The sequence below is a fragment of the Streptomyces sp. NPDC088706 genome (genome assembly GCF_044752765.1).
Classification (GTDB): domain Bacteria; phylum Actinomycetota; class Actinomycetes; order Streptomycetales; family Streptomycetaceae; genus Streptomyces.
In genome coordinates this window covers 60809-85262 of sequence record NZ_JBIVLW010000004.1, presented here as the reverse complement: position 1 = coordinate 85262, position 24454 = coordinate 60809, and the positions used below count along the sequence as shown (strand labels likewise).

Annotated in this window: 27 protein-coding genes and 1 pseudogene; 10 read left to right on the top strand and 18 right to left on the bottom strand. The window is 73.2% G+C overall.

All coding sequences use genetic code 11. The features are described from left to right. Positions 1-224 precede the first annotated feature (224 nt). Positions 225-940: pseudogene (locus ACIQAK_RS13375) on the top strand (NUDIX domain-containing protein). Between the two features lie 74 nt (positions 941-1014). On the opposite strand, the gene ACIQAK_RS13370 reads toward ACIQAK_RS13375, so the two are convergent. Beyond that, the gene (locus ACIQAK_RS13370) at positions 1015-1980 is read right to left on the bottom strand and encodes an EamA family transporter (RefSeq protein ID WP_366390446.1); all 966 of its coding nucleotides are present in this window, start codon (positions 1978-1980) and stop codon (positions 1015-1017) included. Between the two features lie 118 nt (positions 1981-2098). Here ACIQAK_RS13370 and ACIQAK_RS13365 point away from each other — a divergent pair, with 118 nt between their 5' ends. After that, positions 2099-3091 (top strand): LysR family transcriptional regulator, encoded by a 993-nt coding sequence (locus tag ACIQAK_RS13365; protein WP_366390445.1) that lies wholly within the window; start codon positions 2099-2101, stop codon positions 3089-3091. Between the two features lie 94 nt (positions 3092-3185). Here the strand turns inward: ACIQAK_RS13365 and ACIQAK_RS13360 are convergent, their stop codons facing one another. Beyond that, positions 3186-6083, bottom strand: coding sequence for an FAD-binding and (Fe-S)-binding domain-containing protein (locus ACIQAK_RS13360; RefSeq protein WP_366390444.1), 2898 nt, complete (start codon positions 6081-6083; stop codon positions 3186-3188). A 251-nt stretch (positions 6084-6334) separates the two neighbouring features. Here ACIQAK_RS13360 and ACIQAK_RS13355 point away from each other — a divergent pair, with 251 nt between their 5' ends. The 8 genes from ACIQAK_RS13355 to ACIQAK_RS13320 all read left to right on the top strand — a co-directional run bounded on the left by ACIQAK_RS13355 (position 6335) and on the right by ACIQAK_RS13320 (position 13787). Next, positions 6335-7879 carry an ATP-binding protein gene (locus ACIQAK_RS13355; RefSeq protein ID WP_366390443.1) on the top strand — a complete coding sequence of 515 codons (1545 nt, stop codon included), beginning with the start codon at positions 6335-6337 and terminating at the stop codon, positions 7877-7879. Beyond that, a complete protein-coding gene (locus ACIQAK_RS13350; RefSeq protein WP_366390442.1) occupies positions 7876-8298 on the top strand; it encodes a roadblock/LC7 domain-containing protein in 423 nt (140 codons plus the stop codon). The genes ACIQAK_RS13355 and ACIQAK_RS13350 overlap by 4 nt, the downstream gene beginning before the upstream one ends. After that, positions 8295-8666, top strand: coding sequence for a DUF742 domain-containing protein (locus ACIQAK_RS13345; protein ID WP_366390441.1), 372 nt, complete (start codon positions 8295-8297; stop codon positions 8664-8666). The genes ACIQAK_RS13350 and ACIQAK_RS13345 overlap by 4 nt, the downstream gene beginning before the upstream one ends. After that, a complete protein-coding gene (locus tag ACIQAK_RS13340; RefSeq protein WP_366390440.1) occupies positions 8647-9291 on the top strand; it encodes an ATP/GTP-binding protein in 645 nt (214 codons plus the stop codon). Before ACIQAK_RS13345 ends, ACIQAK_RS13340 begins: the two co-directional genes overlap by 20 nt. Next, a complete protein-coding gene (locus ACIQAK_RS13335) occupies positions 9288-10550 on the top strand; it encodes a cytochrome P450 (protein WP_366390439.1) in 1263 nt (420 codons plus the stop codon). Before ACIQAK_RS13340 ends, ACIQAK_RS13335 begins: the two co-directional genes overlap by 4 nt. Next, a complete protein-coding gene (locus ACIQAK_RS13330; RefSeq protein WP_366390438.1) occupies positions 10547-11776 on the top strand; it encodes a cytochrome P450 in 1230 nt (409 codons plus the stop codon). The genes ACIQAK_RS13335 and ACIQAK_RS13330 overlap by 4 nt, the downstream gene beginning before the upstream one ends. Positions 11777-11894: 118 nt before the next feature. Further along, positions 11895-13013: a phosphoserine transaminase gene (gene serC, locus ACIQAK_RS13325; protein WP_366390437.1), complete on the top strand. Its 1119-nt coding sequence runs from the start codon at positions 11895-11897 to the stop codon at positions 13011-13013. 162 nt (positions 13014-13175) lie between these two features. Continuing rightward, positions 13176-13787, top strand: coding sequence for a Uma2 family endonuclease (locus ACIQAK_RS13320; protein WP_366390436.1), 612 nt, complete (start codon positions 13176-13178; stop codon positions 13785-13787). A 43-nt stretch (positions 13788-13830) separates the two neighbouring features. Here the strand turns inward: ACIQAK_RS13320 and ACIQAK_RS13315 are convergent, their stop codons facing one another. The 16 genes from ACIQAK_RS13315 to ACIQAK_RS13240 form a co-directional block, all read right to left on the bottom strand. Then, positions 13831-14244, bottom strand: coding sequence for a DUF4259 domain-containing protein (locus tag ACIQAK_RS13315; protein WP_366390435.1), 414 nt, complete (start codon positions 14242-14244; stop codon positions 13831-13833). Between the two features lie 95 nt (positions 14245-14339). Then, complete coding sequence (locus tag ACIQAK_RS13310; protein ID WP_366390434.1) at positions 14340-14801, bottom strand: Asp23/Gls24 family envelope stress response protein; 462 nt, start codon at positions 14799-14801, stop codon at positions 14340-14342. 107 nt (positions 14802-14908) lie between these two features. Further along, complete coding sequence (locus ACIQAK_RS13305; RefSeq protein ID WP_366390433.1) at positions 14909-15196, bottom strand: gas vesicle protein K; 288 nt, start codon at positions 15194-15196, stop codon at positions 14909-14911. 17 nt (positions 15197-15213) lie between these two features. Further along, complete coding sequence (locus ACIQAK_RS13300) at positions 15214-15444, bottom strand: gas vesicle protein (RefSeq protein WP_366390581.1); 231 nt, start codon at positions 15442-15444, stop codon at positions 15214-15216. 5 nt (positions 15445-15449) lie between these two features. Continuing rightward, the gene (locus tag ACIQAK_RS13295) at positions 15450-16274 is read right to left on the bottom strand and encodes a GvpL/GvpF family gas vesicle protein (RefSeq protein ID WP_366390432.1); all 825 of its coding nucleotides are present in this window, start codon (positions 16272-16274) and stop codon (positions 15450-15452) included. Next, entirely contained in the window at positions 16271-16657 is a 387-nt protein-coding gene (locus ACIQAK_RS13290; RefSeq protein WP_366390431.1) for a gas vesicle protein, read from the bottom strand. Before ACIQAK_RS13290 ends, ACIQAK_RS13295 begins: the two co-directional genes overlap by 4 nt. Then, positions 16654-17874 (bottom strand): SRPBCC family protein, encoded by a 1221-nt coding sequence (locus ACIQAK_RS13285; protein WP_366390430.1) that lies wholly within the window; start codon positions 17872-17874, stop codon positions 16654-16656. The genes ACIQAK_RS13290 and ACIQAK_RS13285 overlap by 4 nt, the downstream gene beginning before the upstream one ends. 6 nt (positions 17875-17880) lie before the next feature. Then, the gene (locus ACIQAK_RS13280; protein ID WP_366390429.1) at positions 17881-18960 is read right to left on the bottom strand and encodes a histone protein; all 1080 of its coding nucleotides are present in this window, start codon (positions 18958-18960) and stop codon (positions 17881-17883) included. Beyond that, the gene (locus ACIQAK_RS13275; RefSeq protein WP_366390428.1) at positions 18953-19219 is read right to left on the bottom strand and encodes a gas vesicle protein GvpG; all 267 of its coding nucleotides are present in this window, start codon (positions 19217-19219) and stop codon (positions 18953-18955) included. The genes ACIQAK_RS13280 and ACIQAK_RS13275 overlap by 8 nt, the downstream gene beginning before the upstream one ends. 2 nt (positions 19220-19221) lie before the next feature. After that, the gene (locus ACIQAK_RS13270) at positions 19222-20004 is read right to left on the bottom strand and encodes a GvpL/GvpF family gas vesicle protein (protein WP_366390580.1); all 783 of its coding nucleotides are present in this window, start codon (positions 20002-20004) and stop codon (positions 19222-19224) included. Between the two features lie 2 nt (positions 20005-20006). Further along, complete coding sequence (gene gvpJ, locus ACIQAK_RS13265) at positions 20007-20480, bottom strand: gas vesicle protein GvpJ (protein WP_366390427.1); 474 nt, start codon at positions 20478-20480, stop codon at positions 20007-20009. A 34-nt stretch (positions 20481-20514) separates the two neighbouring features. Further along, entirely contained in the window at positions 20515-20838 is a 324-nt protein-coding gene (locus tag ACIQAK_RS13260) for a gas vesicle protein (protein WP_366390426.1), read from the bottom strand. A gap of 295 nt (positions 20839-21133) precedes the next feature. After that, the gene (locus tag ACIQAK_RS13255) at positions 21134-21826 is read right to left on the bottom strand and encodes a class I SAM-dependent methyltransferase (protein WP_366390425.1); all 693 of its coding nucleotides are present in this window, start codon (positions 21824-21826) and stop codon (positions 21134-21136) included. Positions 21827-21887: 61 nt separating this feature from the next. After that, positions 21888-22250 (bottom strand): GNAT family N-acetyltransferase, encoded by a 363-nt coding sequence (locus ACIQAK_RS13250; protein ID WP_401848020.1) that lies wholly within the window; start codon positions 22248-22250, stop codon positions 21888-21890. Between the two features lie 345 nt (positions 22251-22595). Continuing rightward, complete coding sequence (locus ACIQAK_RS13245; protein ID WP_366390424.1) at positions 22596-23516, bottom strand: ABC transporter permease; 921 nt, start codon at positions 23514-23516, stop codon at positions 22596-22598. Beyond that, positions 23513-24439, bottom strand: a complete 927-nt coding sequence (locus tag ACIQAK_RS13240) for an ATP-binding cassette domain-containing protein (protein WP_366390423.1) — start codon at positions 24437-24439, stop codon at positions 23513-23515. The genes ACIQAK_RS13245 and ACIQAK_RS13240 overlap by 4 nt, the downstream gene beginning before the upstream one ends. Positions 24440-24454: the final 15 nt, after the last annotated feature.

The following is a 24454-nucleotide window of genomic DNA, read 5'->3' as shown; positions in this document are numbered from 1 at the left end:
TGACCGGCCGTAGGCGCCCGCCCACCGGCCCCTACCGGCCGATGGATTTCTCCGACCGGTCCCAGCCCGCCGATGCAGTGTTCGGGCACGGGTGCCGCTCGCCCCGGCGGCCTCGGACATCGAGACCGGGCGCCGGCTGCGGCAGGTGTCGGAGGAACTGACCGATGTCCGGTTCTCGTTCCCGGCGTCCGTGAGAGGTCCGCGCCCGCTGCTGATCTCCGCCGATGACTGTTGAACCCCAGCTGGTACAGCCGCATGCCGACGGCGACCGGCTCGTCCTGGAGGAGCGCCGCGACGCGGGGTCCGTCCGCTACGCCTTTCCCGGTAGGGCGACGCCGCACCGGGGCCGATGCAGGCGCTCTCCCTGGACCGGGCCCTGCACGCGCGCATATGGCCGGTCGGTACGGCGGAGGCCGTCCTGCGCGCCTGGGCGCAGGGGGCCGGACCCACGGGGGCGGTCGCGCTGGACGATCCGGCCGCGGTCCCTCCCGTACGGGTCCGGGCCGGGTCGGTCCTGATCCGTGACGGGCACCTGCTGCTGATCCGCTTCCAGGACCCGGACGAGGACGGCCCGTACTACGAGATCCCGGGCGGCGGGGTCGAGGCCGGCGAAACGCCCGAGGAGGCCGCCGTACGGGAGCTCCGCGAGGAGACCGGCCTCCACGGGGCCGTCGGGCGCGAGGTGGCGCGGGTCTGGAAGGAGGGCCGGCGCGAGCACTGCTTCCTCATGGCGGCCGAGGGGCGCCTCGGGCCTGCCGAGACGCTGGACACCTACGGCGGCGTTCCGGCCTGGGTCCCGGTGGCGGACCTGCCCGACGCCCCGCTGTGGCCGCGCCGGCTCTCCTGGCGGATCGAGCACCGGCACCGGACGGGATGGCCCACGCACCCGGCCGAACTCGCCGACTCCATCGCCGATCTCCGGGCACCTTGCACCTGGTGACTGGACCTGCCCACGCGATCGCCCCGCTACCGGACCACCGGGAGCGGTCCAAGCGCACCCGGGAGCTGCCGGTCTCACCTCTTCTTCCGCGCCCCCGCCTGGCTGCGTACCGCGCCCATGCTCGCCCCGATGACCAGTGCGATGGCGAGGGCGTCCGTCGTGGACAGGGCCTGGTTGAGGATCAGGAAGCCCGCCGTGGCCGCGATCGCCGGTTCCAGGCTCATCATGACCGCGAACGTGGAGGCGGGCAGGCGGCGCAGGGCCATGAGTTCCAGGGTGTACGGGAGCACCGAGCTCAGGACCGCCACCGCCGCGCCCAGCGCCACGGTGGAGGGGACCGTGAGCTTCGCCCCGGACTCCAGGACGCCCAGGGGGAGCGAGAGGACGGCGGCGACCACCATCGCCAGGGCCAGCCCGTCCGCCTGCGGGAAGCGGCGGCCGGTGCGGGCGCTGAACACGATGTACGCCGCCCACATCGTCCCGGCCCCCAGCGCGTAGGCCGCGCCCACCGGATCCAGGCGGTCGAAGCCCCCGCCGCCCAGCAGGACCACGCCGATCAGGGCGAGCCCGGCCCACAGGACGTTGATCAGGCGGCGCGAGGCGAACACGGAGAGCGCGAGCGGGCCGAGCACCTCCAGGGTGACGGCGATGCCGAGCGGGATGCGGTCCAGCGCCTGGTAGAACAGCGTGTTCATGCCGCCCATCGCCACGCCGAAGGCGACCACCGTGCCCCAGTCCGCGCGTGAGTGGCCGCGCAGCTTCGGCCGGCACACCACCAGCAGGATCAGCGCGGCCGCCGCGAGCCGCAAGGTGACGACGCCCAGCGCCCCCGCCTTCGGCATCAGCAGCGCCGCCACCGCCGAGCCGAACTGGACGGACAGTCCGCCCGCGACCACCAGCACGATCGGCACCAGTGCCGCCCGGCGCCCCGGGCCGGTTCCGGGCCCCGTCCCATGGTCGGCGGCGTCCAGCGCGGGCGCCGCCTCGGGTACGGCGACGGCTGCGGCGGCCGGCTCCGCGGCACTGCGCTGGACGTTCATGGGCGGCCTTCCCGGGGGTACGGAACAACGCGCCGCGCATGCGGCGGCCAGGCTCCACGTTAGGGACCCGCGCGCGTCCCGTGAAATGAGTTCTGGGCTCCCGTTATGCTCCGGACGCATGAGCCACCCGGAAAGCGCGGGAACCGCGGGCGGCCCGGGGCGCCCCGTACGCCCGGTGAGCCCCGCCCCCGTCCCCGCACACGCCGACGAAGCCCCCGTCCCCGGCCGCCGCGACGGCACCCCCGCCCCCACCCGCGCCGTCGAGCTCCGCCATCTGCGGGCCTTCCTCGCCGTCGCCGAGGAGGGCAACGTCACCCGGGCCGCCGCGCGCCTCGGCCTCACCCAGCCCGCCGTCTCGCGCACCCTCGCCGCCCTGGAACGCCACCTGGGCATCCGGCTCGTCGACCGGTCCACCCACCACCTGGCCCTCACCCCCGAGGGCGTCGCCTTCCGCGACAAGGCCGCCGCCGCGGTCGCCGCCTTCGACGAGGCGCTCGACACCGGGCGGCTGCGCCACTGGCCCCTGCGCCTCGGGCACGCCTGGTCGGCCTTCGGCCCGTACACCACACCGCTCCTGCGGACCTGGCAGGAGCGGCACCCGGACACCCCGCTGGAGCTGCTCCGGATCGACGACCGCAGCGCCGGGCTCACCCGGGGCGAGGTGGACGCGGCGCTGCTGCGCGGCCCGGTCCAGGCGCCGGGGCTCGTCACCGAGGTGCTGTTCACCGAGGGCCGGGTGGCGGCGGTGACCGCGGACGGCCCGCTGGCCTCCGCCACGTCGCTGCGCCTGGCCGACCTCGCGGGCGGCCCCGTCGTCCTGAACACCGTCTCCGGCACCACGACCCCCGAGCTGTGGCCGCCGGACGCCCGGCCCGCCGCGACCCTCACCGTCGCCAACACCGACGACTGGCTGACCGCCATCGCCGCCGGGCGCGGCAACGGGGTCTCATCCGCCTCCACCGCGGCCGTGCACCCGCACCCGGGCGTGGCCTACGTGCCGCTCGACGACGCCCCGGGCGTCCCGGTCCTCCTCGCCCGCCGCGACGGCCCGGGCCACCCCGCCCTGGCGAAGCTGGCGGAGCTGGCCCGGGAGGTCGTCGCGCGGGGGTGAGCCCGCCCCCGGGTCCGACGTGGCCCCCGTCCGCCCCCACTCGAACGCGCGCGCGTCACCGTACAAGCGCCCGCAGAGGCGGGGGAGACGCAGGTCAGCGGACGCCGTTCCTCCGCTCCTCCAGCCCCTGCGCGATCACCTCCGCCAGGTGCCGGGCCCGGCGCCCGGCCAGTTGATCCAGCTGCGTACGGCAGGAGAACCCGTCCGCCAGCAGTTCCGTACCCGGCTGCGATTTCCGTACCGCAGGCAGCAGTTGCTCCCGCGCACACGCGACGGACACCTCCCAGTGCCCCTTCTCGAAGCCGAAGTTGCCGGCGAGACCGCAGCACCCGCCGCTCAGTTCTCCGGTCAGTCCCATCCGCTCCCGCAGCCGCCGCTCCGCCGCGTCCCCCAGCACCGCGTGCTGGTGGCAGTGGGTCTGGCCGGCGACCGGGCGGTCCAGGCGGGGCGGGGTCCAGTCGGGGGCGTACTCCTCCAGGTACTGGGCGAGCGTCCGCACCGCGGCGGCCAGTTCGCCGGCGCGCGGGTCGTCGGGGAGGAGTTCGGGCAGGTCGGTACGGAGGGTGGCGGCGCAGCTCGGTTCGAGGACGACCAGAGGACGGCCGGGGAGGAGACCGACCCGGTCCAGGGTGCGGCGCATCACCCGGCGGGCCGCGTCCAGTTGGCCGGTCGACACGTAGGTGAGGCCGCAGCACACCCCGCGTGGGGGCGGCAGCACCGTACGCCCCGTCGCCTCCTCCAGCACCCGGACCGCCGCTCGGCCCACCTGCGGGGACAGGTGCTCGGTGAAGGTGTCCGCCCAGAGGGCCACCACCCGGTCGGACGAGGGGATGTCCGTACCCGCGGGCACGTCCTCGCCCTGATGCCGGCGCAGCCACCGGCTGTACGTCCGCGTCGCCAGCACCGGGATCGTCCGCTCGGGCGCGATGCCCGCCAGCCGCTTCACCAGCGCGGCCAGGGGGCGCAGCCGGGCCAGGGCGTTGAGCGGCCGGGCGACGGGAGCGGCCAGGCGCAGCCACCGGGGCAGGCGGCCCATCGCGTAGTGGGCGGCGGGGCGCAGCCGGCCACGGTAGTGGTGGTGCAGGAACTCCGCCTTGTACGTGGCCATGTCGACGCCCACCGGGCAGTCGCTGCGGCACCCCTTGCAGGAGAGGCAGAGGTCGAGCGCGTCCCGTACCTCCGTGCTGCGCCAGCCGTCCGTGACCACCTCCCCCGCGAGCATCTCGTGCAGCAGCCGGGCCCGTCCCCGCGTCGAGTGCGCCTCCTCGCCCGTCACCCGGAAGGAGGGGCACATCACGCCCGCACCCGGCGCCGCCTCCGTACGGCACTTGGCGACGCCGACGCAGCGCCGCACCGCGCCCGCGAAGTCGCCGCCGTCCTGCGGGTAGCCGAAGGCCACGTCCACCGGGCTCCGGGGCAGCACCTCGAAGCGGAGGTCGTCGTCCAGGCGGGCCGGGCGGGCGAGGATGCCGGGGTTCAGGCCGCCGTCCGGGTCCCACAGGTCCTTGAACCGGCCGAAGAGGGCGACGAGTTCGTCCCCGTACATCCGGGGCAGCAGCTCGGCGCGCGCCTGGCCGTCGCCGTGCTCGCCGCTGAGGGAGCCGCCGTGTGCGACGACGAGATCGGCCTGCTCCTCGGAGAACCGGCGGTAGCGGGCCACTCCCGCCGGGGTGAGCAGGTCGAAGTCGACGCGTACGTGGATGCAGCCGTCGCCGAAGTGGCCGTACGGGGTTCCGCGCAGACCGTGCCGGCCGAGCAGGGCCCGGAAGTCGCGGAGGTAGCGGCCGAGCCGGGCGGGCGGGACCGCGCAGTCCTCCCAGCCGGGCCACGCCTCAGTGCCGTCGGGCATCCGGGTCGCGGTTCCGGAGGCGTCCTCGCGGATGCGCCACAGGGTCCGCTGCCCGGCCGGGTCCGTGACGACCGTCCCGTCCACCGCGTCGGCCCCGCGCAGGATGCGCTCGGCGTGCGCCCGCGCCTCGGCCGGGGTGTCGCCGCCCGTCTCGACGAAGAGCCAGGCGGCCCCGCGCGGCAGCCCGGCGGGTTCGGTGACCAGGTCGGCGGCCATGCCCTCGACGGTGAGCGGGCGGTACGGGAGGAGGCCCGGGGCGGCTTCGGCGGCTGCCGACTCGTCGGCGTACCCGAGGACGGCCAGGGCTCGGGCGCGCGGGGCCTCCACCAGGCGGACGGTCGCCTCGGTGACCACGGCGAGGGTGCCTTCGCTGCCGCAGAACGCCCGGACGGGGTCGGGGCCGCCGGGATGCTCGGGGAGCAGGGCGTCGAGCGCGTAGCCGGAGATGCGGCGCGGCAGGTCGGGGTAGCCGGTGCGCAGGAGGGCGAGATGGGCGTCGATGAGTTCGCGTACGCCGTGGGGGCCGGCGGTCCGCCCGGGTACGCCGTGGGGGCCGGGCCCTCCCGGCCGCCGGGGCGCCCCCTGCTCCAGCCGCAGCGCCTGACCCCCGTACCGCACCACCGACAGCCCCCGCACGTTGTCCGCCGTCGTGCCCCAGGCCACCGAGTGCGCGCCGCAGGAGTTGTTGCCGATCATGCCGCCGAGGGTGCAGCGGCTGTGCGTGGACGGGTCGGGGCCGAAGGTCAGGCCGTGCGGGGCGGCGGCGGCCCGCAGGTCGTCCAGGACCACACCGGGCTGGACGACGGCGGTGCGGGCGGCCGGGTCCAGGTCGAGGATCGCGCGCAGGTGCCGGGTGAGGTCCAGGACGAGGCCGGTGCCGGTCGCCTGGCCGGCGATGGACGTGCCGCCGCCGCGCGGCACGACGGGGACCCCGTACTCCTGGCAGACCGCCAGGGCGGCCACGATGTCGTCCGCGTCACGCGGGGCGAGCACCCCCAGCGGGACGCGGCGGTAGTTGGAGGCGTCCATCGTCATCAGGGCCCGGGCTGCGGGCCCGAAGTCGCACGTGCCGCGCACGGCGGAGCGGAGGGCGGCGACGAAGGCGGGGGACGGTCCGGTATGCGGGCGATGCTGTTCGGCCATGGCTTCAGGATGCCGTCGGTCCAGATGAACTCTTGGGATGCGGGCGGACAAAATCTCTCAAGCAGCACAAAGAAGGCTACAAGATCTTCCCAAACAGACCGTCAAGTCTCCTATAGTGACCAAGACTTGAGCAGGAATTATCAGCTCCAGTTGTGCATGATCGCCCGCACCCATGACGAACTGTCCTGTTTCGGCCGGTACAGCTCGCCCCGTACGTACCGTCCCGCACCGTCCGCCACCGAGGACTCCGATTGCGCCCCTCATTCCGGCCCACCGCGTTCGCCCTGCTGATCTCGGCAGCCGTCACCGGCACGCTGACTCTGTGGGCCGTGGCCGTGGCCCCCGATTCGGTACGGACCCCGCTGGCCTGGGGCGCGGGGGCGGCCGCCGTGCTGCTGAGCGTCTGCGTGGCCGTCACCGTCCACACCCTGGGGGCCGCGCGCACCGTGCGCTCCCTGCGGGCCGCCGACACCCAGCGGTTCACCTCCGAGACCTCGCGCCTGGTCTCCGCCTCCGCCGCCGAGGCCCAGCGCTTCACCGCGGAGGCCGCCCGGATCAAGGCCGCCGCCTCCGCCGAGACCGCCCGCGTCACCGCCGAGGCCCGCGCCGAGATGGAGCGGACCGCCGCGGAGGCCGCCGCCGAGCGGTCCCGCCTCTCCGTCACCGTCGACCGGCTCACCGCCCGCGCCACCCGCGCCGAGACCGAGCGGTCCGCCGCCGTCGCGGCCTGCGCCAACGCGGCCGGGCGGATGCAGGCCCTGGCCACCAGCATGCTGGCCGACCTGCGGGAGATGGAGCACCGGCACGCGGACGAGTCCGTCCTCGGGGACCTGCTCCACCTGGACCACCGCACCGCCCAGGCGGGCCGGCTCGCGGACTCCATCGCCGTACTGACCGGGGCGCGTTCGGGACGGCGCTGGGCCAAGCCGATCGTCATGGAGTCGATCCTGCGCGGCGCGATGGGCCGCATCGGCAGCTACCAGCGCGTCCGCCTCCACTCCACCAGCGATGTCGCCATCGCCGGGCACGCGGCCGAGGGCGTCATGCACGCGCTCGCCGAACTCCTGGACAACGCGGCCAACTTCTCGCCGCCCACCGCCGAGGTCCACGTGTACGTGGAGGAGGTCCCGGCGGGCATCGTCATCACCGTCGAGGACAGCGGCCTGGTCATGAGCGAGGTGCAGCTGCGCCGCGCGGAGCGGGCCGTCTCCGCCGAGAACCAGGACCTGACCAACCTGTCCGGTACCCGGCTCGGTCTCGCCGTCGTCGGCCGGCTGGCCCGTAAGCACGGGCTGACCGTCTCCTTCCGGCCCTCGGCCCGCGGCGGCACCGGCGCGCTGATGATGCTGCCGCAGGAGCTCATCGCCCGTACCACCGCACCGGCCCCGGCCCCGGCCGCCGCCCTCCCGGCGGCTCCCGCCGAACCGGAGCCGTCCCACGCCTCGGCAGCCGGCGCGGACACCGCCAACGCCCCGGCCACGGCCCGGACCGTGGCCGACTCCCCGTCCGCCTCCGCCCCGGCGGACTCCGAGGACTCCACGCCCCCGACCCCGGCGGCGGAGTCGGAGTCCGAATCCACCGGCGCCGTACCCACGTTCGGTGAGAGCGGCCTGCCCAAGCGCCGCCGCGGCCGCACGCTGGCCGCCGCCGAAGCCCGTACCGGCAACGCCGCCCCCGGCGGAGCCGACACCCCCCGGGCCCGTACCACCGACCCGAAGGTCCAGGCAGCGCGCTTCAGCACCTTCAGCCGGGCGGTACGTGCCAACTCCCCGCACCCGGAAGGCAACACCCGATGACCGCGACCACCGACGAGAAGCTCAACTGGCTGCTGGAGGGGCTGCTGGACCGCACCCCCGGGACCCGCCACGCCCTCGTCCTGTCCCGCGACGGCCTCAAGCTGTGCCGCACCCCCGAGCTCTCGATCGACCAGGCCGACCAGCTGGCCGCGATCTCCGCCGGGATCCAGAGCCTCTCGCACGGCGCGTCCATCGAGTTCGGTGACGGCACCGGCGGCGTACGGTCCGCGATGGCCGAGTTCTACGGCGGCGTGCTGTTCATCGTCGAGGCGGGCGCCGGCGCACATCTGGCCGTCGTCGCCGACGAGGACTCCGACGTGGGCCTGGTCGGCCACAACATGAGCGAGCTCGTCGAGCAGCTCGGCGAGCACCTCGTCGCCCCGCCGCGCACGCCCGCGGCCGAGAACCCGGCCGTATGACGACGGCGCCCCGCCCCCGCCCGGGCCGCGACGACGATCCGGACCGGCTGTACACCCTCACCGGGGGACGCAGCCGCTCCGACTCGGCCGCCTTCGACCTGGTGACCCTCGTCGTCGCCGAGTGCGACCCGGCCCCCGGCATGCAGTCGGAGCACGTCGCCATCCTGCGGATGTGCCAGGGGCCCACCGCCGTCGTCGAGATCGCCGCGACCCTGAACCTGCCGGTCAGCATCGTCCGCATCCTGCTGTGCGACCTGCTGGACACCGGCCGGATCAGCGCCCGCCACCCCCGTACCGCCCGTGTCGCGGACCGGCTCCCCGACCCCGACATCCTGGAACAGGTGCTCGTTGGACTCCGCAACCTCTGACCGCGCCACCCTGAGCGACACCGCCGACAACGGACTCAAGATCGTTGTCGTCGGCGGCTTCGGCGTCGGCAAGACCACCATGGTCCGATCCGTGAGCGAGATCCGTCCGCTCAACACGGAGGAGACGATGACCCGCGCGGGCGAGGCCGTCGACCACCTCGACGGCGTACAGGCCAAGTCGTCCACCACCGTGGCGTTCGACTTCGGCCGCATCACGCTCGACGAACGCTCGGTGCTGTACCTCTTCGGCGCGCCCGGACAGGAGCGGTTCTGGTTCCTGTGGGACCGGCTGTTCTCCGGCACGCTCGGCGCGGTCGTCCTCGTCGACACCCGCCGGCTCGCCGACTCCTGGTACGCCATCGACCGCCTGGAGCACCACGGCACGCCCTTCATCGTGGCGTGCAACGACTTCGGCGGCCCGCTCCACAGCGAGCAGCAGATCCGCGAGGCCCTGGACCTCGCGGACGACGTACCGCTGGTGGAGTGCGACGCCCGCGACCGGTCCTCCAGCAAGTACGTGCTCATCACCCTCGTCGAGCACCTCGCCGCGCTCTCCGCCGCCCGCCTCCGCGCCCCCGAGGTGGCACTGGCGGCGGCCGCCCCGACCCCGGAGCCCGCCCCGTGACCACCACCTCCGGCTGCCCCGTCACCCACGGGTCCGTGCCCCTGTCCGGACCCCGCTTCCAGAGCGACCCCGTCCAGCTCTACCGGGACATGCGGCGCGACCACGGCGCCGTCGCCCCGGTCGCGCTGGACGGCGACGTGCCCGCCTGGCTCGTCCTCGGCTACCGCGAACTGCACCAGGTCACCGGCGACCCGGCCCTCTTCAGCCGGGACTCCGACCTGTGGAACCAGTGGGACCGCATCCCGGACGACTGGCCGCTGCTGCCGATGATCGGGCGCAGGCAGCCCTCGATCCTCTACACGGTCGGCGAGCGCCACAGCGTCCGCGCGATGATGATCAGCAACGCGCTGGAGGGCGTCGACCCGTTCTCGCTGAAGCGGTACGCGGAGGAGTTCGCGGACGAGCTGATCGACCGGTTCTGCACCAAGGGCTCGGTCGACATCATCGCGGAGTACGCCAAGCTGCTGCCCGCCCTCGTGCTGGCCAGGATCTACGGCTTCTCCGACGAGGATACCTACCCCCTGGTCGGCGCGATCAACGACATGATCGACGGCCGGGAGCGGGCGCTCGCCGGACAGCACCACCTGGCCACCTCGATGTTCCAGCTGCTGGCCGACAAGCACGCCGAGCCCGGTGACGACGTCGCCAGCCGGATGATCGCGGACGCCGGCGGCTTCACCGACGAGGAGGTCGCCCAGGACCTCATGGTGATGATGGCGGCCGGGCACCAGCCGACCGCCGACTGGGTGGGCAACTCGCTGCGTCTGATGCTCACCGACGACCGGTTCGCCGCCTCGCTCTCCGGCGGCCGGCACAGCGTCGCCGAAGCGATGAACGAGGTGCTCTGGGAGGACACCCCCACCCAGAACGTGGCAGGCCGCTGGGCCGCCCGCGACACCCACCTCGGCGGCCGGCACATCCGCGCCGGCGACCTGCTGCTGCTCGGCCTCGCCGCCGCCAACGGCGACCCGCAGGTGCGGACCGACGGCTCGGCGCTGACCGGCGGCAACAACGCCTTCCTCTCCTTCGGCCACGGCGAGCACCGCTGCCCGTTCCCGGCCCAGGAGACCGCCGAGGTCATCGCCCGTACCGGCATCGAGGTCCTGCTGGACCGGCTGCCGGACGTGGACCTCGCCGTCCCCGCCGAGCAGCTCACCCGCCGCCCGTCACCGTGGCTGCGCGGTCTGACCGACCTGCCGGTGCTCTTCACGCCCACGCCCGCCCTCGGCAGACCCGCAAGCTTCGGAGGCCCCGCATGACCCGCATCGCGCTCGATCCCCTCGTCGGAGACCTCGACGGCGAGAGCGCCGCGCTGCGGGCCGCGGGTCCGCTGGCCGAGGTGGAGCTGCCGGGCGGGGTGCACGTCTACGCGGTCACCCGTCACGCGGAGGCCCGCGCGCTGCTCACCGACAGCCGGGTGGTCAAGGACATCGACGTCTGGGGCGCCTGGCAGCGCGGCGAGATACCCCTGGACTGGCCGCTGATCGGCCTGGCCAACCCGGGCCGCTCGATGCTGACGGTCGACGGGGCCGACCACCGCCGGCTGCGTACGCTGGTGGCGCAGGCGCTCACGGTGAGGCGGGTGGAGCGGCTGCGTTCCGGGATCGAGGCGCTGACGAACGCGAGCCTGGAGAGGCTGGCGGCCTTCCCGGCCGGGGTGCCGGTGGACCTGAAGGCGGAGTTCGCCTACCCGCTGCCCATGAACGTCATCAGCGAGCTGATGGGCGTGGACGCGGCGGACCACCCGCGGCTGAAGGAGCTGTTCGAGAAGTTCTTCTCGACACAGACCCCGCCGGAGGAGGTCCCCCGGATGATGGCGGACCTCGGGGCCCTCTTCACGAAGATCGTCGAAGGCAAGCGGGCCGCCCCGGGTGACGACCTCACCAGCGCCCTTATAGCGGCCTCCGAGAACGGCGACCACCTCACGGACGAGGAGATCGTCAACACGCTGCAACTGATCATCGCCGCCGGACACGAGACCACGATCAGCCTGATCGTCAACGTCGTGGAGGCGCTCCAGACCCACCCCGAGCAGCGCAAGCGGGTGCTGGACGGGGAGATCGGGTGGGAGGGCGTGATCGAGGAGACGCTGCGCTGGAACACCCCGACCTCGCACGTCCTGATCCGCTTCGCCACCGAGGACGTCGAGGTCGGCGACAAGGTGCTCCCGAAGGGCGAGGCGCTGATCGTCTCGTTCGGGGCACTGGGCCGGGACGAGGAGCAGTACGGCCCGACGGCGGGCGACTTCGACGCCACCCGCACCCCCAACCGCCACATCGCCTTCGGCCACGGCCCGCACGTCTGCCCGGGTGCGGCCCTGTCCCGCCTGGAGGCGGGGATCGCGCTGCCGGCGCTGTACGAGCGGTTCCCGCAGCTGGAGCTGGCGGTGCCGGCCTCCGAGCTGCGCAACAAGCCGATCGTGACGCAGAACGACCTGTACGAGCTGCCGGTGGAGCTGGGTTGCCCGTTCGGCCACGGGGCGTGAACTCCCCTTCCCACGGGCGTCAATTCCCCTTCCCACGGGCGTCCACGGGTCGGAGCGCGCGTCTCACCGGACGGACACGGTTGCTGGGCCGTGGCGCCGAGGGACTACGCTCCGACTCGTGGCCGACATCCAGATTCCCGCTGACATCAAGCCCGCCGACGGACGCTTCGGCGCCGGTCCTTCCAAGGTGCGGACGGAGGCGCTCGACGCGCTGGCCGCCACCGGCACCTCTCTCCTCGGTACGTCCCACCGCCAGGCCCCGGTCAAGAACCTGGTCGGCGAGGTGCGCGACGGTGTGCGCAGCCTCTTCTCCCTCCCCGAGGGTTACGAGGTCATCCTCGGCAACGGCGGCTCCACCGCCTTCTGGGACGTCGCCACGCACGGTCTGATCGAGGCGAAGTCCCAGCACCTGAACTTCGGTGAGTTCTCCTCCAAGTTCGCCAAGGCGTCCCTCCTCGCCCCGTGGCTGGCCGACCCCACCGTCATCGCCTCCGACCCGGGCACCCATCCGGACCCGCGGGCCGAGCCTGGCGTCGACGTCTACGCCTTGACCCACAACGAGACCTCCACGGGGGTCGCCGCGCCGGTCGAGCGCGTCGCGGGCGCCGACGAGGGCTCCCTCGTCCTGGTGGACGCCACCTCCGGCGCGGGCGGCCTCCCGGTCGACATCACCGAGTCCGACGTCTACTACTTCGCCCCGCAGAAGTCCTTCGCCTCCGACGGCGGCCTGTGGATCGCCGTGTTCTCCCCGGCCGCCCTGGAGCGCGCCGCCCGGATCCACGCCTCGGGCCGGCACGTCCCGGAGTTCTTCTCGCTTCCGACGGCGATCGACAACTCCCTCAAGAACCAGACGTACAACACCCCGGCGCTGGCCACCCTCTTCCTGCTGAACGAGCAGCTGAGGTGGATGAACACCCAGGGCGGCCTGGACTTCACCACGGGCCGCACGGCCGCCTCCTCCGGCCACCTCTACGGCTGGGCCGACGAGTCCAAGTACGCGACCCCGTTCGTCACGGACCCGGCGAAGCGCTCGCAGGTCATCGGCACGATCGACTTCTCGGACGAGATCGACGCGGCGGCCGTCGCCAAGGTGCTGCGCGCCAACGGCATCGTGGACACCGAGCCGTACCGCAAGCTGGGCCGCAACCAGCTGCGGGTGGCGATGTTCCCGGCGATCGACCCGGCGGACGTGCAGGCGCTGACGGCGTGCGTCGACTACGTGATCGAGAAGCTGTAGTTCTTCCGCCTTTCCGGCTGTACGGAGACGGCCCGGCACCCACGTGGGTGCCGGGCCCGTTTCTGCTTCACCCGACCGGCTGGCATATGCCAGAAGCGCGGTTCTCGGCTGTCCCGCCCTACGATGATGCTCTCGACACCAGCCCATTTCAGGAGGCCCGCAATGTCTGCAGCAGCAGTCGAGCACCCCTGTGACGGTGAGCCGGAAACGCTGCTGGAAACGGCCAACCGTCTCATGGAGCAACTTCCGGGGCATCGCGTCGAGATCATCGGAGGCGTCATCACCGTGGCACCACCCCCGGACGGCCCGCACGCGGACGCCCTGACCACGCTCATGGTCCCCTTCCTCTCCGCCGGTCTGCACGGCGAGGAGTCGAGAGTCCTCCCAGGCATCGGCCTCTGGCTTCCCAGCGGCCCCGAGGACTACGTGATTCCCGACCTGACGATCGTCGACTCCGACTACAACGAGCGTCTGATCGCGAACAACAGCTACGACCCCGCCTGCTTCCGCCTGGTCCTGGAAGTCACCTCCGGGAACTACCAGAACGACCTCCGCAACAAGGTCACCGCCTACGCCCAGGCCAAGATCCCGGTCTACGTGATCGTCGACCGCAGGCACGGCCGGGTCCACGTCCTGACCGAGCCGCTGCCCGGCGGCTACGACCGCCACGAGGTGTACGCCCCCGGCCAGGAGGCCCCGCTGCCCGCCTCCATCGGCGCCGAACTCTCCCTGGACGTCGACGAGATCGTACGCGCGGGCCGCCCGAAACGCTGAGGACGGGGCCGGGACGCCCAGAGGCCCTGCTCCCCGGTGCGCCCTACTCCCCCGGTGCCGCCGCCAGCACCGCGCGCAGGGCGGCCGTACCGGCCAGCCACTGCGCCTCAGCGCCGGCCTCGGCCCACAGGTCCCGCGGCTCCGCGTTCTCGGCCGTCGCCCGGTCCAGGGCGCGGACCGCCAGCGGGCGCAGGTCGGCGGGGAGCGGGGGCAGCGGCTTCTTCGGGCCGTACGCGGTGGTCACGGGCTCGCCGCCGGGGCACTGGGCCGCCACGAGGGCGGCCGCCGCTATGGCTTCCTCGCCGCCGTCCAGATAGTCCTGCGGGGCGGTGCCGGCGGCGGCGGTCAGGACGGCCCGGAGCACGTCCGCCTTCTTCTCCGGCTCCGCGTCGTCCACGCGCCGGCCGAAGTCCGCCGCGGTGTCGTTGTCGAAGTGGCCGATGTCCCAAGCGCCCATGGGGTCTCCCTCAGTGTCCCGCGCTGTTCTGCGTCGGAGTCCCCATCTTCACAGCCGCCACTGACAATCGGCCGGGAGCCGACCGGAGCGGGGGCTCACCGCACGCGGGAACCCCCGCCTCCGGAACCGCCGCCCGACCTGTTCTCCTCCTCGTCGTCATCGTCCGGGACGTGCACGTCGAAGACGTTGATGTTGACCTCGACGACGTCGAGACCGGTCATCGTCTCCACCGCGTCGACGACCTGCGTCCTGATCCGGTCGGCCAGCTCATGGATCGGAACGCCGTACTCCACCTCGACGTCGACATCGATCGCCGCCTGCTTCTCGCCCACCTCGACCTTCACGGCCCGTCCGGCGCCCGAGGACCCGGACACCCGGCCCGTCATGGCGCCCAGCGCCTTCGAGGCGCCCCTGCCCACCGAGTGGACGCCGTCGGTCTCCCGTATCGCTATTCCGGCGATGGTGGCCACGACGCCGTCGGCGATGGTGGTCCTGCCGCGCACGCCGCCTCCTCCGCTCGCCGCCGGGGTTCCGCTCAGAGGTTCGATGTCTGTCATGTCCGCCTCACAGGGTGTGGTTGCCACGGGCGCTCCCCCCGCCCGCACGGGTCCCCTCATCCACTCTCCGCCCGCCCGCCACCATCCGCCATTCGGGGTACCGGACCTCAGTCGCGCGGCAGCAGCGACCCGAGCGGGCCGAGGTCCAGATTGAGGTCCTCCGGGCGCACCCCGTGCTGGTCGCAGAGCTCCTTCATCCGCTGGTCGAGCAGCATCAGCGTGGTCCCGATCTCCTCGACCTGCTCGTCGCTGAGGTCGCCCTGCTCCACCCGGCGGATCGCCTGTCGCTCCATCAACTGCCGCAACAGCTCCACCACGGTCAGCACCAGGGCCACCAGGTCCCGCCCCATCTGCTCGGAGTCCAGATCGACCCGCGCGCCCCTGCCGGGCCCCATGGCTGAGCGCGTATCCGTCACAGCGGCCCCCCGTCGGCCCACGGCGCCGGAACCCGTTCGCTGACCGACGAGAGCAGGGCGTGCAGCGACACCCGTACGAGAGGTACGTCGGCGATGGCGATCACCAGGTCGCCGCTGACGACGACACCGGTCGCCAGAACACGGTCCAGCAGATCCACCAAGGGCACCCCGATGGGCCCGCCCAGAGGCTCCGGGCTGTCCCAGGGCACCACCGCGCGCTCGGCCACCACGACTACACCTCTCCGACGAAGGAGTACGGCACCCAGGGCCCGGTCAGTTCGATCCGCGCCCCGGTCCGCTCACCCAGTTCACTGACGCGTGCGGCCAGTTCGTCCGTCCGCTGCACGGCCACGAGGTACGTCGCGTTGAGCACGTGCACCCGGCCGTCGCCCGCCGGAACGGCTCCGTGCGTACGGAGGCGGCGCGAGGCGGCCGCCAGCTCACGGAGCTCGGCGTCCACCGATTCGGCGACGGACAGGGCCTGTTCCCGGCGCCGCTCCCGCCGCTCGTGGACCCCGCGCCTGCGGTTCAGGTAGGCGAGCCCGGCACCGGGGGCGGCGGGAGCCTCACGCCCGCCGCCCCCGGCGGTGGCGGGTTCCCTCTCCTCCGGGACGGCCGCGGGCTCGTACACCTTCACGCCCCACTCGGCGTGCTGCGCGATGCGCTTCAGCACGCTGTGGAAGCGGTGCGCCTCGTCGTCCAGGGCTCGGCGGGCCCGGTCGTCGTCGTGGTACAGCGTGGCCAGGGGCAGCGGTACGGCGGGCCCGTGGGCGGCCGCGGCGGACACGACCTCGTGGTGGGCCCGGGCGTACCGCTCGATCTCCTGCCGGTCGGCGAGCCGGGTCTGCCAGACCTCGTCCGTGAAGTCGGCGGCCGGGACGGTCTGGACCACGGCGGTCAGGGGCCCGGAGGGCAGCAGCCGGACCGCCGCACCGCCCGGCATTCCGGCCAGGCCGGTGACATCCGCCGTGTTGGTGGCACGGGTGCCCCGGCAGACCGCGAACACGTACGTGACACCGGTGCCCGCAGCCCGGGCCCGTGAGGTGGGGTGCGTCATCGCTGCCCGGTCTCCTTGCTGCGGTCCGTGTCGGCGTCCCCGTACGGGTGGTCCGGGCCGCCGGCTTCTTCCGTGGCCGGTTCGAGGGCCTGGAGACGTTCCCGCAACCGGCGGTTCTCGTCCTCCAGGGCGTTGCGCGACGCCCGGGAGCTGAGGGCCGGATCGGTCTCCCACCAGTCGATACCCGCCTTCTTCGCGGTGTCGACGGAGGCCACGAAGAGGCGCAGCCGGATGGTGAGCAGTTCGATGTCGAGGAGGTCGATCTTGATGTCCCCGGCGATGACGATGCCCTTGTCCAGCACGCGTTCGAGGATGTCGGCGAGATTGGTGGTGTGGGGGCCGTTGGCCGGCTGTCCGCCGTGGCGGAAGTCGAGGTCGGTCACCGTGCGGCCTCCGACCGGCGCCGGCGGCTCACGCGCTTGGGAGCGGGGGGCTCCTCGGGCTCCTCGTCTTCCTCTTCGTCCTCCTCGGGTTCCTCTTCCTCTTCGTCCTCCTCGGGTTCCTCGTCTTCCTCTTCCTCTTCGCCCTCCTCGGGCTCCTCTTCCTCCTCCGCTTCCGCTTCGTCCTCCGGCCCGTCGCCCTCTTCCTCCTCGTCGTCCCCTTCCTCTTCCTCTTCGCCCTCCTCGGGCTCCTCGTCCTCGTCGTCGTACTCGTCGTCTTCGCCTGCCTCGCCCGCCTCCTCGCCGGGCTCCTCCTCACCGTTCTCCTGGTCCTCGGCCTCCTCCGCCTCCTCGCGCTCGACGGCTTCCTCGTGGCTGACCACGACCTCGCCGTCGCGGATCTCGCCGCGCCACCCCTCGGGCTCCTCCTCGGTGAGGGTCACGTACCGCTGGAAGTGCTTGAAGTCCAGCCGTACACGACGGCCCTGGGCACGCCAGAGGTTGGCCGTCTTCTCGAAGAACCCGGCCGGGTAGTACTCCACGACCAGCACGATCCGGGTCAGGTTCGGGGACAGCTCGTGGAAGCTGATGGCTCCGCGCGTGCTGCCCTTGGCACCCTCGGAGGTCCAGACGATGCGGTCGTCCGGCACCTGTTCCTGCACCGTGGCCTTGAAGCTGCGGGTGGAGGGGCCGACCTTGACTTTCCAGTCGGTCTCCTCGTCGTCGCCCTTCGAGACGCTCTGGACGCCCTTCATGAAACCGCTGAACTCGTCGTACTGCGTCCAGGCGTCGTAGGCGGTGCGCAACGGCACGCCGACGTCCACCACCTCGATGATGTTCATGAACTTGCCGCCGCCGGCCTTGCGGTTGCCGCCCCCGCCGCCTCCGCCACCCCCGCCGCCTCCTTCGCCGCCGCCCCCGCCGAACGCGCTCTTCGCCTTGTCCATGACCGCGTCCTTGGTGCCCTTGGCCTTCTCCGAGATGAAGGCCTTCACCGGGGATTCGCCCTGGAGGACGCGCGAGGCGATGGAGGGCATGGAGCCGCTCTCAGCAGAGTCGGTCAACTGACCGGTGAGGTCCTTGAGTTTGCCGCCGGCCTTCTCGGCGAGCTGCTGGACCTGGGCACTGGCGAACTTCGACAGTTCTTCTTTGATGCGGTCGACACCCGACTCCTGCGGAGCCGCCGGAGCCTCGGATTCGTCTTTGTCCGTCTTTGCCATGGCTGACTACCTCCGGCGGTCGGCGCGCTGGGAAGCTGACCGCTTCGCCGGCGCTGTCTTCTTGGCGGCGGTCTTCTTGGCGGCCGAGCTGCGGGGGGCTGTTTTCTTGGCCGCCGACTTCTTGGCCGGTGCGGTCTTCTTCGCCGTCTTCTTGGCCGCCGTCTTCTTCGCTGCTGTCTTCTTTGCGGGAGCCGTCCTCTTGGCTGCGGTCTTCTTCGCGGGAGCCGCCCTCTTGGCCGCGGTCTTCTTCGCGGGAGCGGCCTTCTTGGCCGGAGCCGCCTTCTTTTCGGCCGCCTTCTTGGCCGAGGCGGACTTCTTGGCAGGGGCCGGCTTCTCGGCAGCAGGCTTCCGGGGCGGGGACTTGCGAGGCTCGCGCCGGGCCTTCGGAGCGGGCGGCGCCTCTTCCTCGTCCGCGTCTTCCTCGTCCTCGTCTTCCTCCTCCTCAGGCTCCTGCTCGCCCTCCTCCTCTTCCTCGTCTTCCTCGTCTTCGGGTTCCTCCTCGTCCTCGTCTTCCTCGTCTTCGGGTTCCTCCTCGTCCTCCTCCTCTTCTTCCTCGGGCTCCTCCTCCTCGTCCTCCTCGTCCTCGGGCTCCTCCTCTTCCCCGCCTTCGGGCTCCTCGTCTTCCTCTTCCTCGGGCTCCTCTTCCTCAGGCTCCTCCTCGTCCTCGTCCGGCTCCTCGTCCTCCTCGCCCTCGGCTTCCGGCTCCTCGCCCTCACCCTCGGGCCCCTCGTCCTCCTGGCCCTCCTCGTCCTCCTCCGCCTCGTCCTCCGGCGCCGCGGTGAGCCGGGCCGTCCGGTCGCCGATGGCGTCCGCCAGGGAGGCCATGGAGCGGTTGGCGGCAGCGGTGACCGCCTGGCGGCCAGCGTTGAGGACCTCGCCCCGCAACTGCTCCTGCAACTGGGCGACTTGTGGTACCTCACCGAGCCTGCGCATCCCCTCGGCCGCCAGTTGGCGGGGTTCGAGTCCGAACCGGCGCCCCGCCAGATAGGTCGCGACGCTCAGGGCCAGTCGGCCCTTCTTCGTCCGGCCCAGCACGTATCCGCCCACCACGGCGGCTGCGAGTGTGACTTTCGCCTGGTCATCCATGCCTGTCACCTTCTGTCGTCGGTGTCCGGCCGGTCTGCGCGGCGTACAGCCGGTCGAGCAGCTTTTCCTCTTCCGCTTCGAACTCCTCCAGCCCGATGTGTCCTTCGTCGAGCTCGTGGTTGAGGGCCGCCAGCTGCGCGCGGATCACCCCGGGGTCGTACAGTTCGCGTTCGGCGGCGTCCTGCAGCCGTTCCGCGACCCACATCACGCCCCGGGCGGGTGCGAGGGGGAGCAGCAGCACTCCGGAGATCAGGCCCATGGTCACGCCCCTCCGACCGGTGCGGGCGGGCTCTGGGTCCCGGCGCCGACGAAGCTGTAGCAGGCCAGCGGACCCGCGACGCGGAGCTCGACGTGGTCGCGGTGGGCCGCCGCGAAACGTTCGGCGGTCGCGCGGAACCGGTCGCCGTCGGCCTGCCCCACCAGGAAGGACACGTTGAGCGCGCAGCCGGGGACCTCGGGACCCCCGGCCGTCGCGCGGGCCATCGGTGCCAGCTCCCGCAGGGCCCGCCGGCCGGCCTCGGCCGCCCGGCGGGCCAGGGCGGAGGCGACGGCCGCGCCCAGCCGCACATTGGCCTCGTAGCCGGGGCGCCTGCGGGTCTCGTCGCGCAGCCGCCGTACGGTCGCGTCCCCCGCCACCAGGGCGGCGAGGGAGTCGTGGGCCGGCAGGGCCTTGACGTTCATCTCCACGTGTCCGTCGACCCGGTCCAGGTCGGCGAGGTGGGACGCCTCCGCTGCGGCCAACTGCGCGCACAGGGCGTCCTCGTCCGGTGCGACCATGCCGAAACGCATGGGCAGGACGGGCCCGCTGCCCGCCAGATGCGTCAGGAGTTCCTGGTGGGCCAGCAGGTCGCGGCGCCGGGCACGCAACTGTGCGGGGGCGGCACTGACCACCGCCGCTACCATCCCCGCGCGGACGGTCCGCAGCGGAGCGGGCGGGCTGCCCACGCCCCCGGCCTCGCGGGGCAGCGGCGTTCCGGCCCGGACGACCGCGTAGACGTACAGTCCCCCTCCGTCTGCGGGTCGACCCCGCCCTTCGGCACGCATGGTCATACCTCCGCTCGGCGGCGACGGCTCGTGCTGCCGGCGGGGGCCCGCCGCTTCCTCGGACGCGCGGGCTTCTCCTCCGCCTCGGCCTCGGCCTCGTCGTACTCCTCGTCGGAGTCGTCACCGGCCCCCACCGCCTTGCGTACGGTGTCGCCCACCGACTCCGCCGCATTGCGCACCTTCCGCTTGCCGATGGACCTGGCCGCGGAGCCGCCGAACAGTTCGGGGACGGTGGTGGAGCCGGAGTCCCGTTCGAGGTCCAGGCGGTTGCACGCCTCGGCGAAGCGGAGGTAGGTGTCCACACTGGCCACGACTATGCGTGCGTCGATCTTGAGGATCTCGATACCGACCAGGGAGACCCGTACGAATACGTCGATCACCATGCCCCGGTCGAGAATGAGCTCCAGCACGTCGTAGAGCGTGCCGGCGCGGGGCGGGCACGGAGCGGCACCGTCGACGTAGGTCGTGGTCGTCATGGGGAGGTCCTTCCAGCTGTCGGGCGGAGTCGGGTCACTCGTCGGCGGCACCGCGCCGGTAGCGGCGGACCCGGGTGTACTCCATGAGCTCGCCGGCCTTGTCGAGCTGAACCTCGTACGAGGCGAGGAGACTGGTCGTGTCCGGGATGCGGGCCACTTCGAGAACGTCCACGACGACGCACCAGCCGTCGTCGTCGGAGCGCCGGATCGCGGAGACGCCCTCGGCCGGGTGGCTGATCAGTGCTTCCAGGCTTCGACAGGCGGCGCGGGCGGCATGCTCGGGCCCCTGCCTGGACGGGGTCTTCTTCCGTGTCCCCGTCGAGGAGCGTCCGGCGTGCGCTGAACGTTGTTCTGCCATGGTGACCAGTCTGGTCACTGTGGGGCACTCCGCATCTTGGGAGAGCCGGTGGTGCGACGCGGCCCGCCGGAGACCGGGCGCGGCAAGGCTCCCGGCCAGGGCGGGGGCACGGGCGGGCGGTCCGGGTGGCACGCGGGGGCACGGGCGGCCGGTCCGGGCGGGCGGCACGCGCGGGGCACGCGCGGGCACGGGCGGCCGGTCCGGGCGGGCCACCGCGCAGGTACGGGCGGCCCGGACCGGGTGGGCCGCCGCGCAACGCCGGGAGCCCGATGGGCGCCGGGGCCGGGGCCCGGGCTCAGGCCGCGGGCGGCCTCCGCGCCAGTACGAACCCCTGCGGCGCCCGCTCCGGGAACGGCCCCTCCGTCTCCCGCTCCTTCCACAGCACGGCTCGCACCTCCAGACCCGCAGCCCGCAGCAGCCCGGCCATCTGCTCCGGCTGCCGGCGGTGGAAGACGAGCGAGACGGCATGGCCCCACGCCTCCGTCATCCGCAGCGGCTCGTCCCCGGCCTGGAAGCCGAGCTGTACGGGGGCGCCCGGCGCCAGAACACAGTGGAACTCGGCCAAGGCGCCCGGCAGTTCTCCGTCCGGGACGTGGATGGTCGAGTACCAGGCGAGCAGACCGCCCAGGGAGCCTTCCGGCAGGTCGAGATCGAGCATGGACCCCTCCTGGAAGCGCAGCCCGGGGTGTTCCTCGCGCGCGAGGGCCAGCATCCGCGGGGACAGGTCGATCCCGAACACCTCGACGCCCAGGCCGAGTCCGTGCAGATGTCCGGTGATCCGACCGGTCCCGCAGCCCACGTCGGCGACGGGGAGCCCCTGTCCGTCGGCGGCGGCCAGCTCGGCGAAGGCGGCGAGCACGGACCGCTCCACCGGCTTGGCCGCCAGCTCCGCGCGGGAGAAGGCGACGTAGTCGACGGCCAGGGTGTCGTAGGAGGTGCGGGTGGTGCGCAGGAAGGCGGGTTCGGATTCCGGTTCGCGTTCGGTCATGGGCGGGGACCCTAGGGCGAGTTCGGGTACCGCCGCCACCCCCGGTGTGCGAGGGGCCGCCTCAGGCTCCCGGTCCGTCCCGCTGCCACCGCCGCTCGCCGTCCTCCCACTCCCCGGTCGGGGCGAGACCGGCCGCAGCGGCGACGGCGCAGGACGCGGCGTGCTCGGGGTGGATGTGCGCGACGAGCGTACGGACCTCCCCGGGACGGCCGCCCTCGGCGTCGTCGTCCCCGGTGTCGCCGCCCTCGGTGTCGCCGTCCCCGACCGGAGCGATCAGGTGCGTGGCCAGACCCGCCACCGCCTCCTTCGCGTAGCCGCGCCCCTGCCACGCGGCCCCGACCACCCAGGCGATCTCGGCCCGGCCCTCCCGTACCGTCGCCTGCACATAGCCCGCGAGGCGGCCCTCGGCGCGTACCCGGAGCACCCAGTTGCTCCACACCTCCCCGGGCTCCGGCGGACCCGCGCACTGGCGCTCGTAGCGGGCCCGCAGCGCGGCCGCTCCGGTGGCTCGCCGCCGGTGAACACGTACAGGGCCGGGTCGGCGAGGACGACGGCCATCTCGTCCGCGTACGACGGGTCGAGCGGCAGGGCGTCCAGGCGGCGGGTGGAGAAGGGCCGGGGCCCAGGGTGCGACACGGGCCGACCCTACGCCGCTCCCCCGGCCCGACCGCCACGGGCCCACCTCCCCCAGCGCCTGCGCCTCCCTGCCCCCGGCCCCGCCCCCGGCCCAGCCCCCGGCCGCCTCACCGCCCCCGGCCCCCGAGCCGGCTCACCGGCTCAGCAGCCGGAACCGGCGCACCGCCAGCGGCAGGAAGACCAGCGTGATCACCACCGGCCACACCACGGCCATCAGCAGGGCGTGCTCCTCCACCCAGGTCCCGCCGCCGGCCACCGGGTTGCCGAACAGTTCGCGGGTGGCGGTCGCGGTCGAGGAGAGCGGGTTCCACGCGGCGACCGTGCCCAGCCAGCCCGGCATCAGGGAGGGGGCGACGAAGGTGCTGGAGATCATCGTGAGGGGGAAGGCGACCGCGTACAGACCGCCCGCCGCCTCCGGGGTGGGGACCAGCAGGCCCAGCCAGACGCCCACCCAGATCAGGCTGAACCGCAGCAGCAGGAGCAGCCCGAACGCGCCGAGGGCGGCCATGGCCCCGCCGTCCGTGCGCCAGCCGATCAGCAGGGCGGTGGCGGCCAGGATGGTCAGTTCGGCGGTGGCGACCACCAGGTCGGCGACCCCGCGTCCGGAGGCGAAGGCGGACGGGGCCATCGGCATGGACCGGAAGCGGTCGACCACCCCCTGGCCGGCGTCGGTGACGACGGCCACGGCGGTGTTCATGAAGCCCATGGACATGGTCATGGCGAACATACCGGGCATCAGGAACTCCCGGTAGTCGCCGCCTCCGGGCACCTTCATGGCGCTGCCGAAGACGTACCCGTACAGCAGGACGGACAGGATCGGGAAGCCGAGCTGCCAGATCACGGCGGAGGGCCGGCGCTGGTAGTGGGTGAGGACGCGGCGGGTGATGTTCCAGCAGTCGGAGACCGCCCAGTAGGCGAGGCCGTGGTCGCGGCCGGCGCCGGCCGTCGTGGAGGTCCGTTCGAGCCCGGCCGTCGTGGAGGTCCGTTCGGGCCCGGTCGTCGTGAAGTTGTGTTCGAGTCCGGTCGCCGTGGAGTTCTGTTCGAGCGTGGTCATGCCGCCGCCACCTCTCGCGCGTCGGGGATGTCGATGTCCTGGGAGGTATCGGCCGTGTCGTGCCCGGTCAGGCGCAGGAACACGTCGTCCAGGCTCGGCCTGCGCAGCCCGATGTCCTCCACCGCGATCCCGTCGTCCTGGAGGCTCCGGGTCACCTCGGTCAGCGCGGCCACCCGGTCGGCGACCTGCGCGTGCACCCGGCGGGTGGTGTCGTCGGTGACGACGAGCCCGCCCCCGGCCACCCGGCCGACGGCCTGCGCCACCGCCGCGAGGTCGCCCTCGTCCGCGGCGACGACCTCGATCCGGTCGCCGCCGACCCGGTTCTTCAGCGCGTCCGGGGTGTCGTCGGCGATGGCCCGCCCCCGGTCGATGACGGTGATGTGCGAGGCGAGCCTGTCCGCCTCGTCCAGGTACTGCGTGGTGAGCAGCACCGTCGTACCGCCCGCGACCAGGGCCCGGATCGTCCCCCAGACCTCGCCCCGGCCGCGCGGGTCAAGCCCGGTGGTCGGCTCGTCCAGGAAGAGCACGTCGGGCGAGAGGATCATCGAGGAGGCGAGGTCGAGCCGGCGTCGCATGCCGCCGCTGTACTCCGTGGCGCTCTTGTCGGCGGCCGCGTACTGGCCGGCGAGCCCGATCCGGCTCCGTACGCGGCGGGGTTCGCGCCCCACGTCGAGTCCGGCGACCTCGGCGCGGCCCCCGTCGCACCGGAGGAGGGTGGCGAGGACCCGTACGGCGGTGGTCTTGCCGGCGCCGTTGGGGCCGAGCAGGCCGTGGACGGTGCCGGAGCGGACGGCGAGGTCGAATCCGTCGAGCGCCCGCTTCTCCACCCCGCCCCTCCCCCGCCCCCGGTACCGCTTCACGAGGCCCTCGGCGACGACCGCGTATCCGGACGCGGACCTCGACCTGCTTTCGGGCATGGACATGAACAACCCCCTGCT

What these genes read in the sequence shown, in the direction of transcription:
- gvpJ (WP_366390427.1), bottom strand. Translation starts at nt 20,480, where the DNA reads ATGACGACCACGACCTACGTCGACGGTGCCGCTCCGTGCCCGCCCCGC.
- ACIQAK_RS13305 (WP_366390433.1), bottom strand. Translation starts at nt 15,196, where the DNA reads ATGGGGCCCGGCAGGGGCGCGCGGGTCGATCTGGACTCCGAGCAGATG.
- ACIQAK_RS13360 (WP_366390444.1), bottom strand. Translation starts at nt 6,083, where the DNA reads ATGGCCGAACAGCATCGCCCGCATACCGGACCGTCCCCCGCCTTCGTC.
- ACIQAK_RS13320 (WP_366390436.1), top strand. Translation starts at nt 13,176, where the DNA reads ATGTCTGCAGCAGCAGTCGAGCACCCCTGTGACGGTGAGCCGGAAACG.
- ACIQAK_RS13370 (WP_366390446.1), bottom strand. Translation starts at nt 1,980, where the DNA reads ATGAACGTCCAGCGCAGTGCCGCGGAGCCGGCCGCCGCAGCCGTCGCC.
- ACIQAK_RS13310 (WP_366390434.1), bottom strand. Translation starts at nt 14,801, where the DNA reads ATGACAGACATCGAACCTCTGAGCGGAACCCCGGCGGCGAGCGGAGGA.
- ACIQAK_RS13270 (WP_366390580.1), bottom strand. Translation starts at nt 20,004, where the DNA reads ATGCGTGCCGAAGGGCGGGGTCGACCCGCAGACGGAGGGGGACTGTAC.
- ACIQAK_RS13330 (WP_366390438.1), top strand. Translation starts at nt 10,547, where the DNA reads ATGACCCGCATCGCGCTCGATCCCCTCGTCGGAGACCTCGACGGCGAG.
- ACIQAK_RS13350 (WP_366390442.1), top strand. Translation starts at nt 7,876, where the DNA reads ATGACCGCGACCACCGACGAGAAGCTCAACTGGCTGCTGGAGGGGCTG.
- ACIQAK_RS13245 (WP_366390424.1), bottom strand. Translation starts at nt 23,516, where the DNA reads ATGACCACGCTCGAACAGAACTCCACGGCGACCGGACTCGAACACAAC.
- ACIQAK_RS13255 (WP_366390425.1), bottom strand. Translation starts at nt 21,826, where the DNA reads ATGACCGAACGCGAACCGGAATCCGAACCCGCCTTCCTGCGCACCACC.
- ACIQAK_RS13345 (WP_366390441.1), top strand. Translation starts at nt 8,295, where the DNA reads ATGACGACGGCGCCCCGCCCCCGCCCGGGCCGCGACGACGATCCGGAC.
- ACIQAK_RS13295 (WP_366390432.1), bottom strand. Translation starts at nt 16,274, where the DNA reads ATGACGCACCCCACCTCACGGGCCCGGGCTGCGGGCACCGGTGTCACG.
- ACIQAK_RS13285 (WP_366390430.1), bottom strand. Translation starts at nt 17,874, where the DNA reads ATGGCAAAGACGGACAAAGACGAATCCGAGGCTCCGGCGGCTCCGCAG.
- ACIQAK_RS13240 (WP_366390423.1), bottom strand. Translation starts at nt 24,439, where the DNA reads ATGTCCATGCCCGAAAGCAGGTCGAGGTCCGCGTCCGGATACGCGGTC.
- ACIQAK_RS13260 (WP_366390426.1), bottom strand. Translation starts at nt 20,838, where the DNA reads ATGGCAGAACAACGTTCAGCGCACGCCGGACGCTCCTCGACGGGGACA.
- ACIQAK_RS13365 (WP_366390445.1), top strand. Translation starts at nt 2,099, where the DNA reads ATGAGCCACCCGGAAAGCGCGGGAACCGCGGGCGGCCCGGGGCGCCCC.
- ACIQAK_RS13280 (WP_366390429.1), bottom strand. Translation starts at nt 18,960, where the DNA reads ATGGATGACCAGGCGAAAGTCACACTCGCAGCCGCCGTGGTGGGCGGA.
- ACIQAK_RS13315 (WP_366390435.1), bottom strand. Translation starts at nt 14,244, where the DNA reads ATGGGCGCTTGGGACATCGGCCACTTCGACAACGACACCGCGGCGGAC.
- ACIQAK_RS13275 (WP_366390428.1), bottom strand. Translation starts at nt 19,219, where the DNA reads ATGGGCCTGATCTCCGGAGTGCTGCTGCTCCCCCTCGCACCCGCCCGG.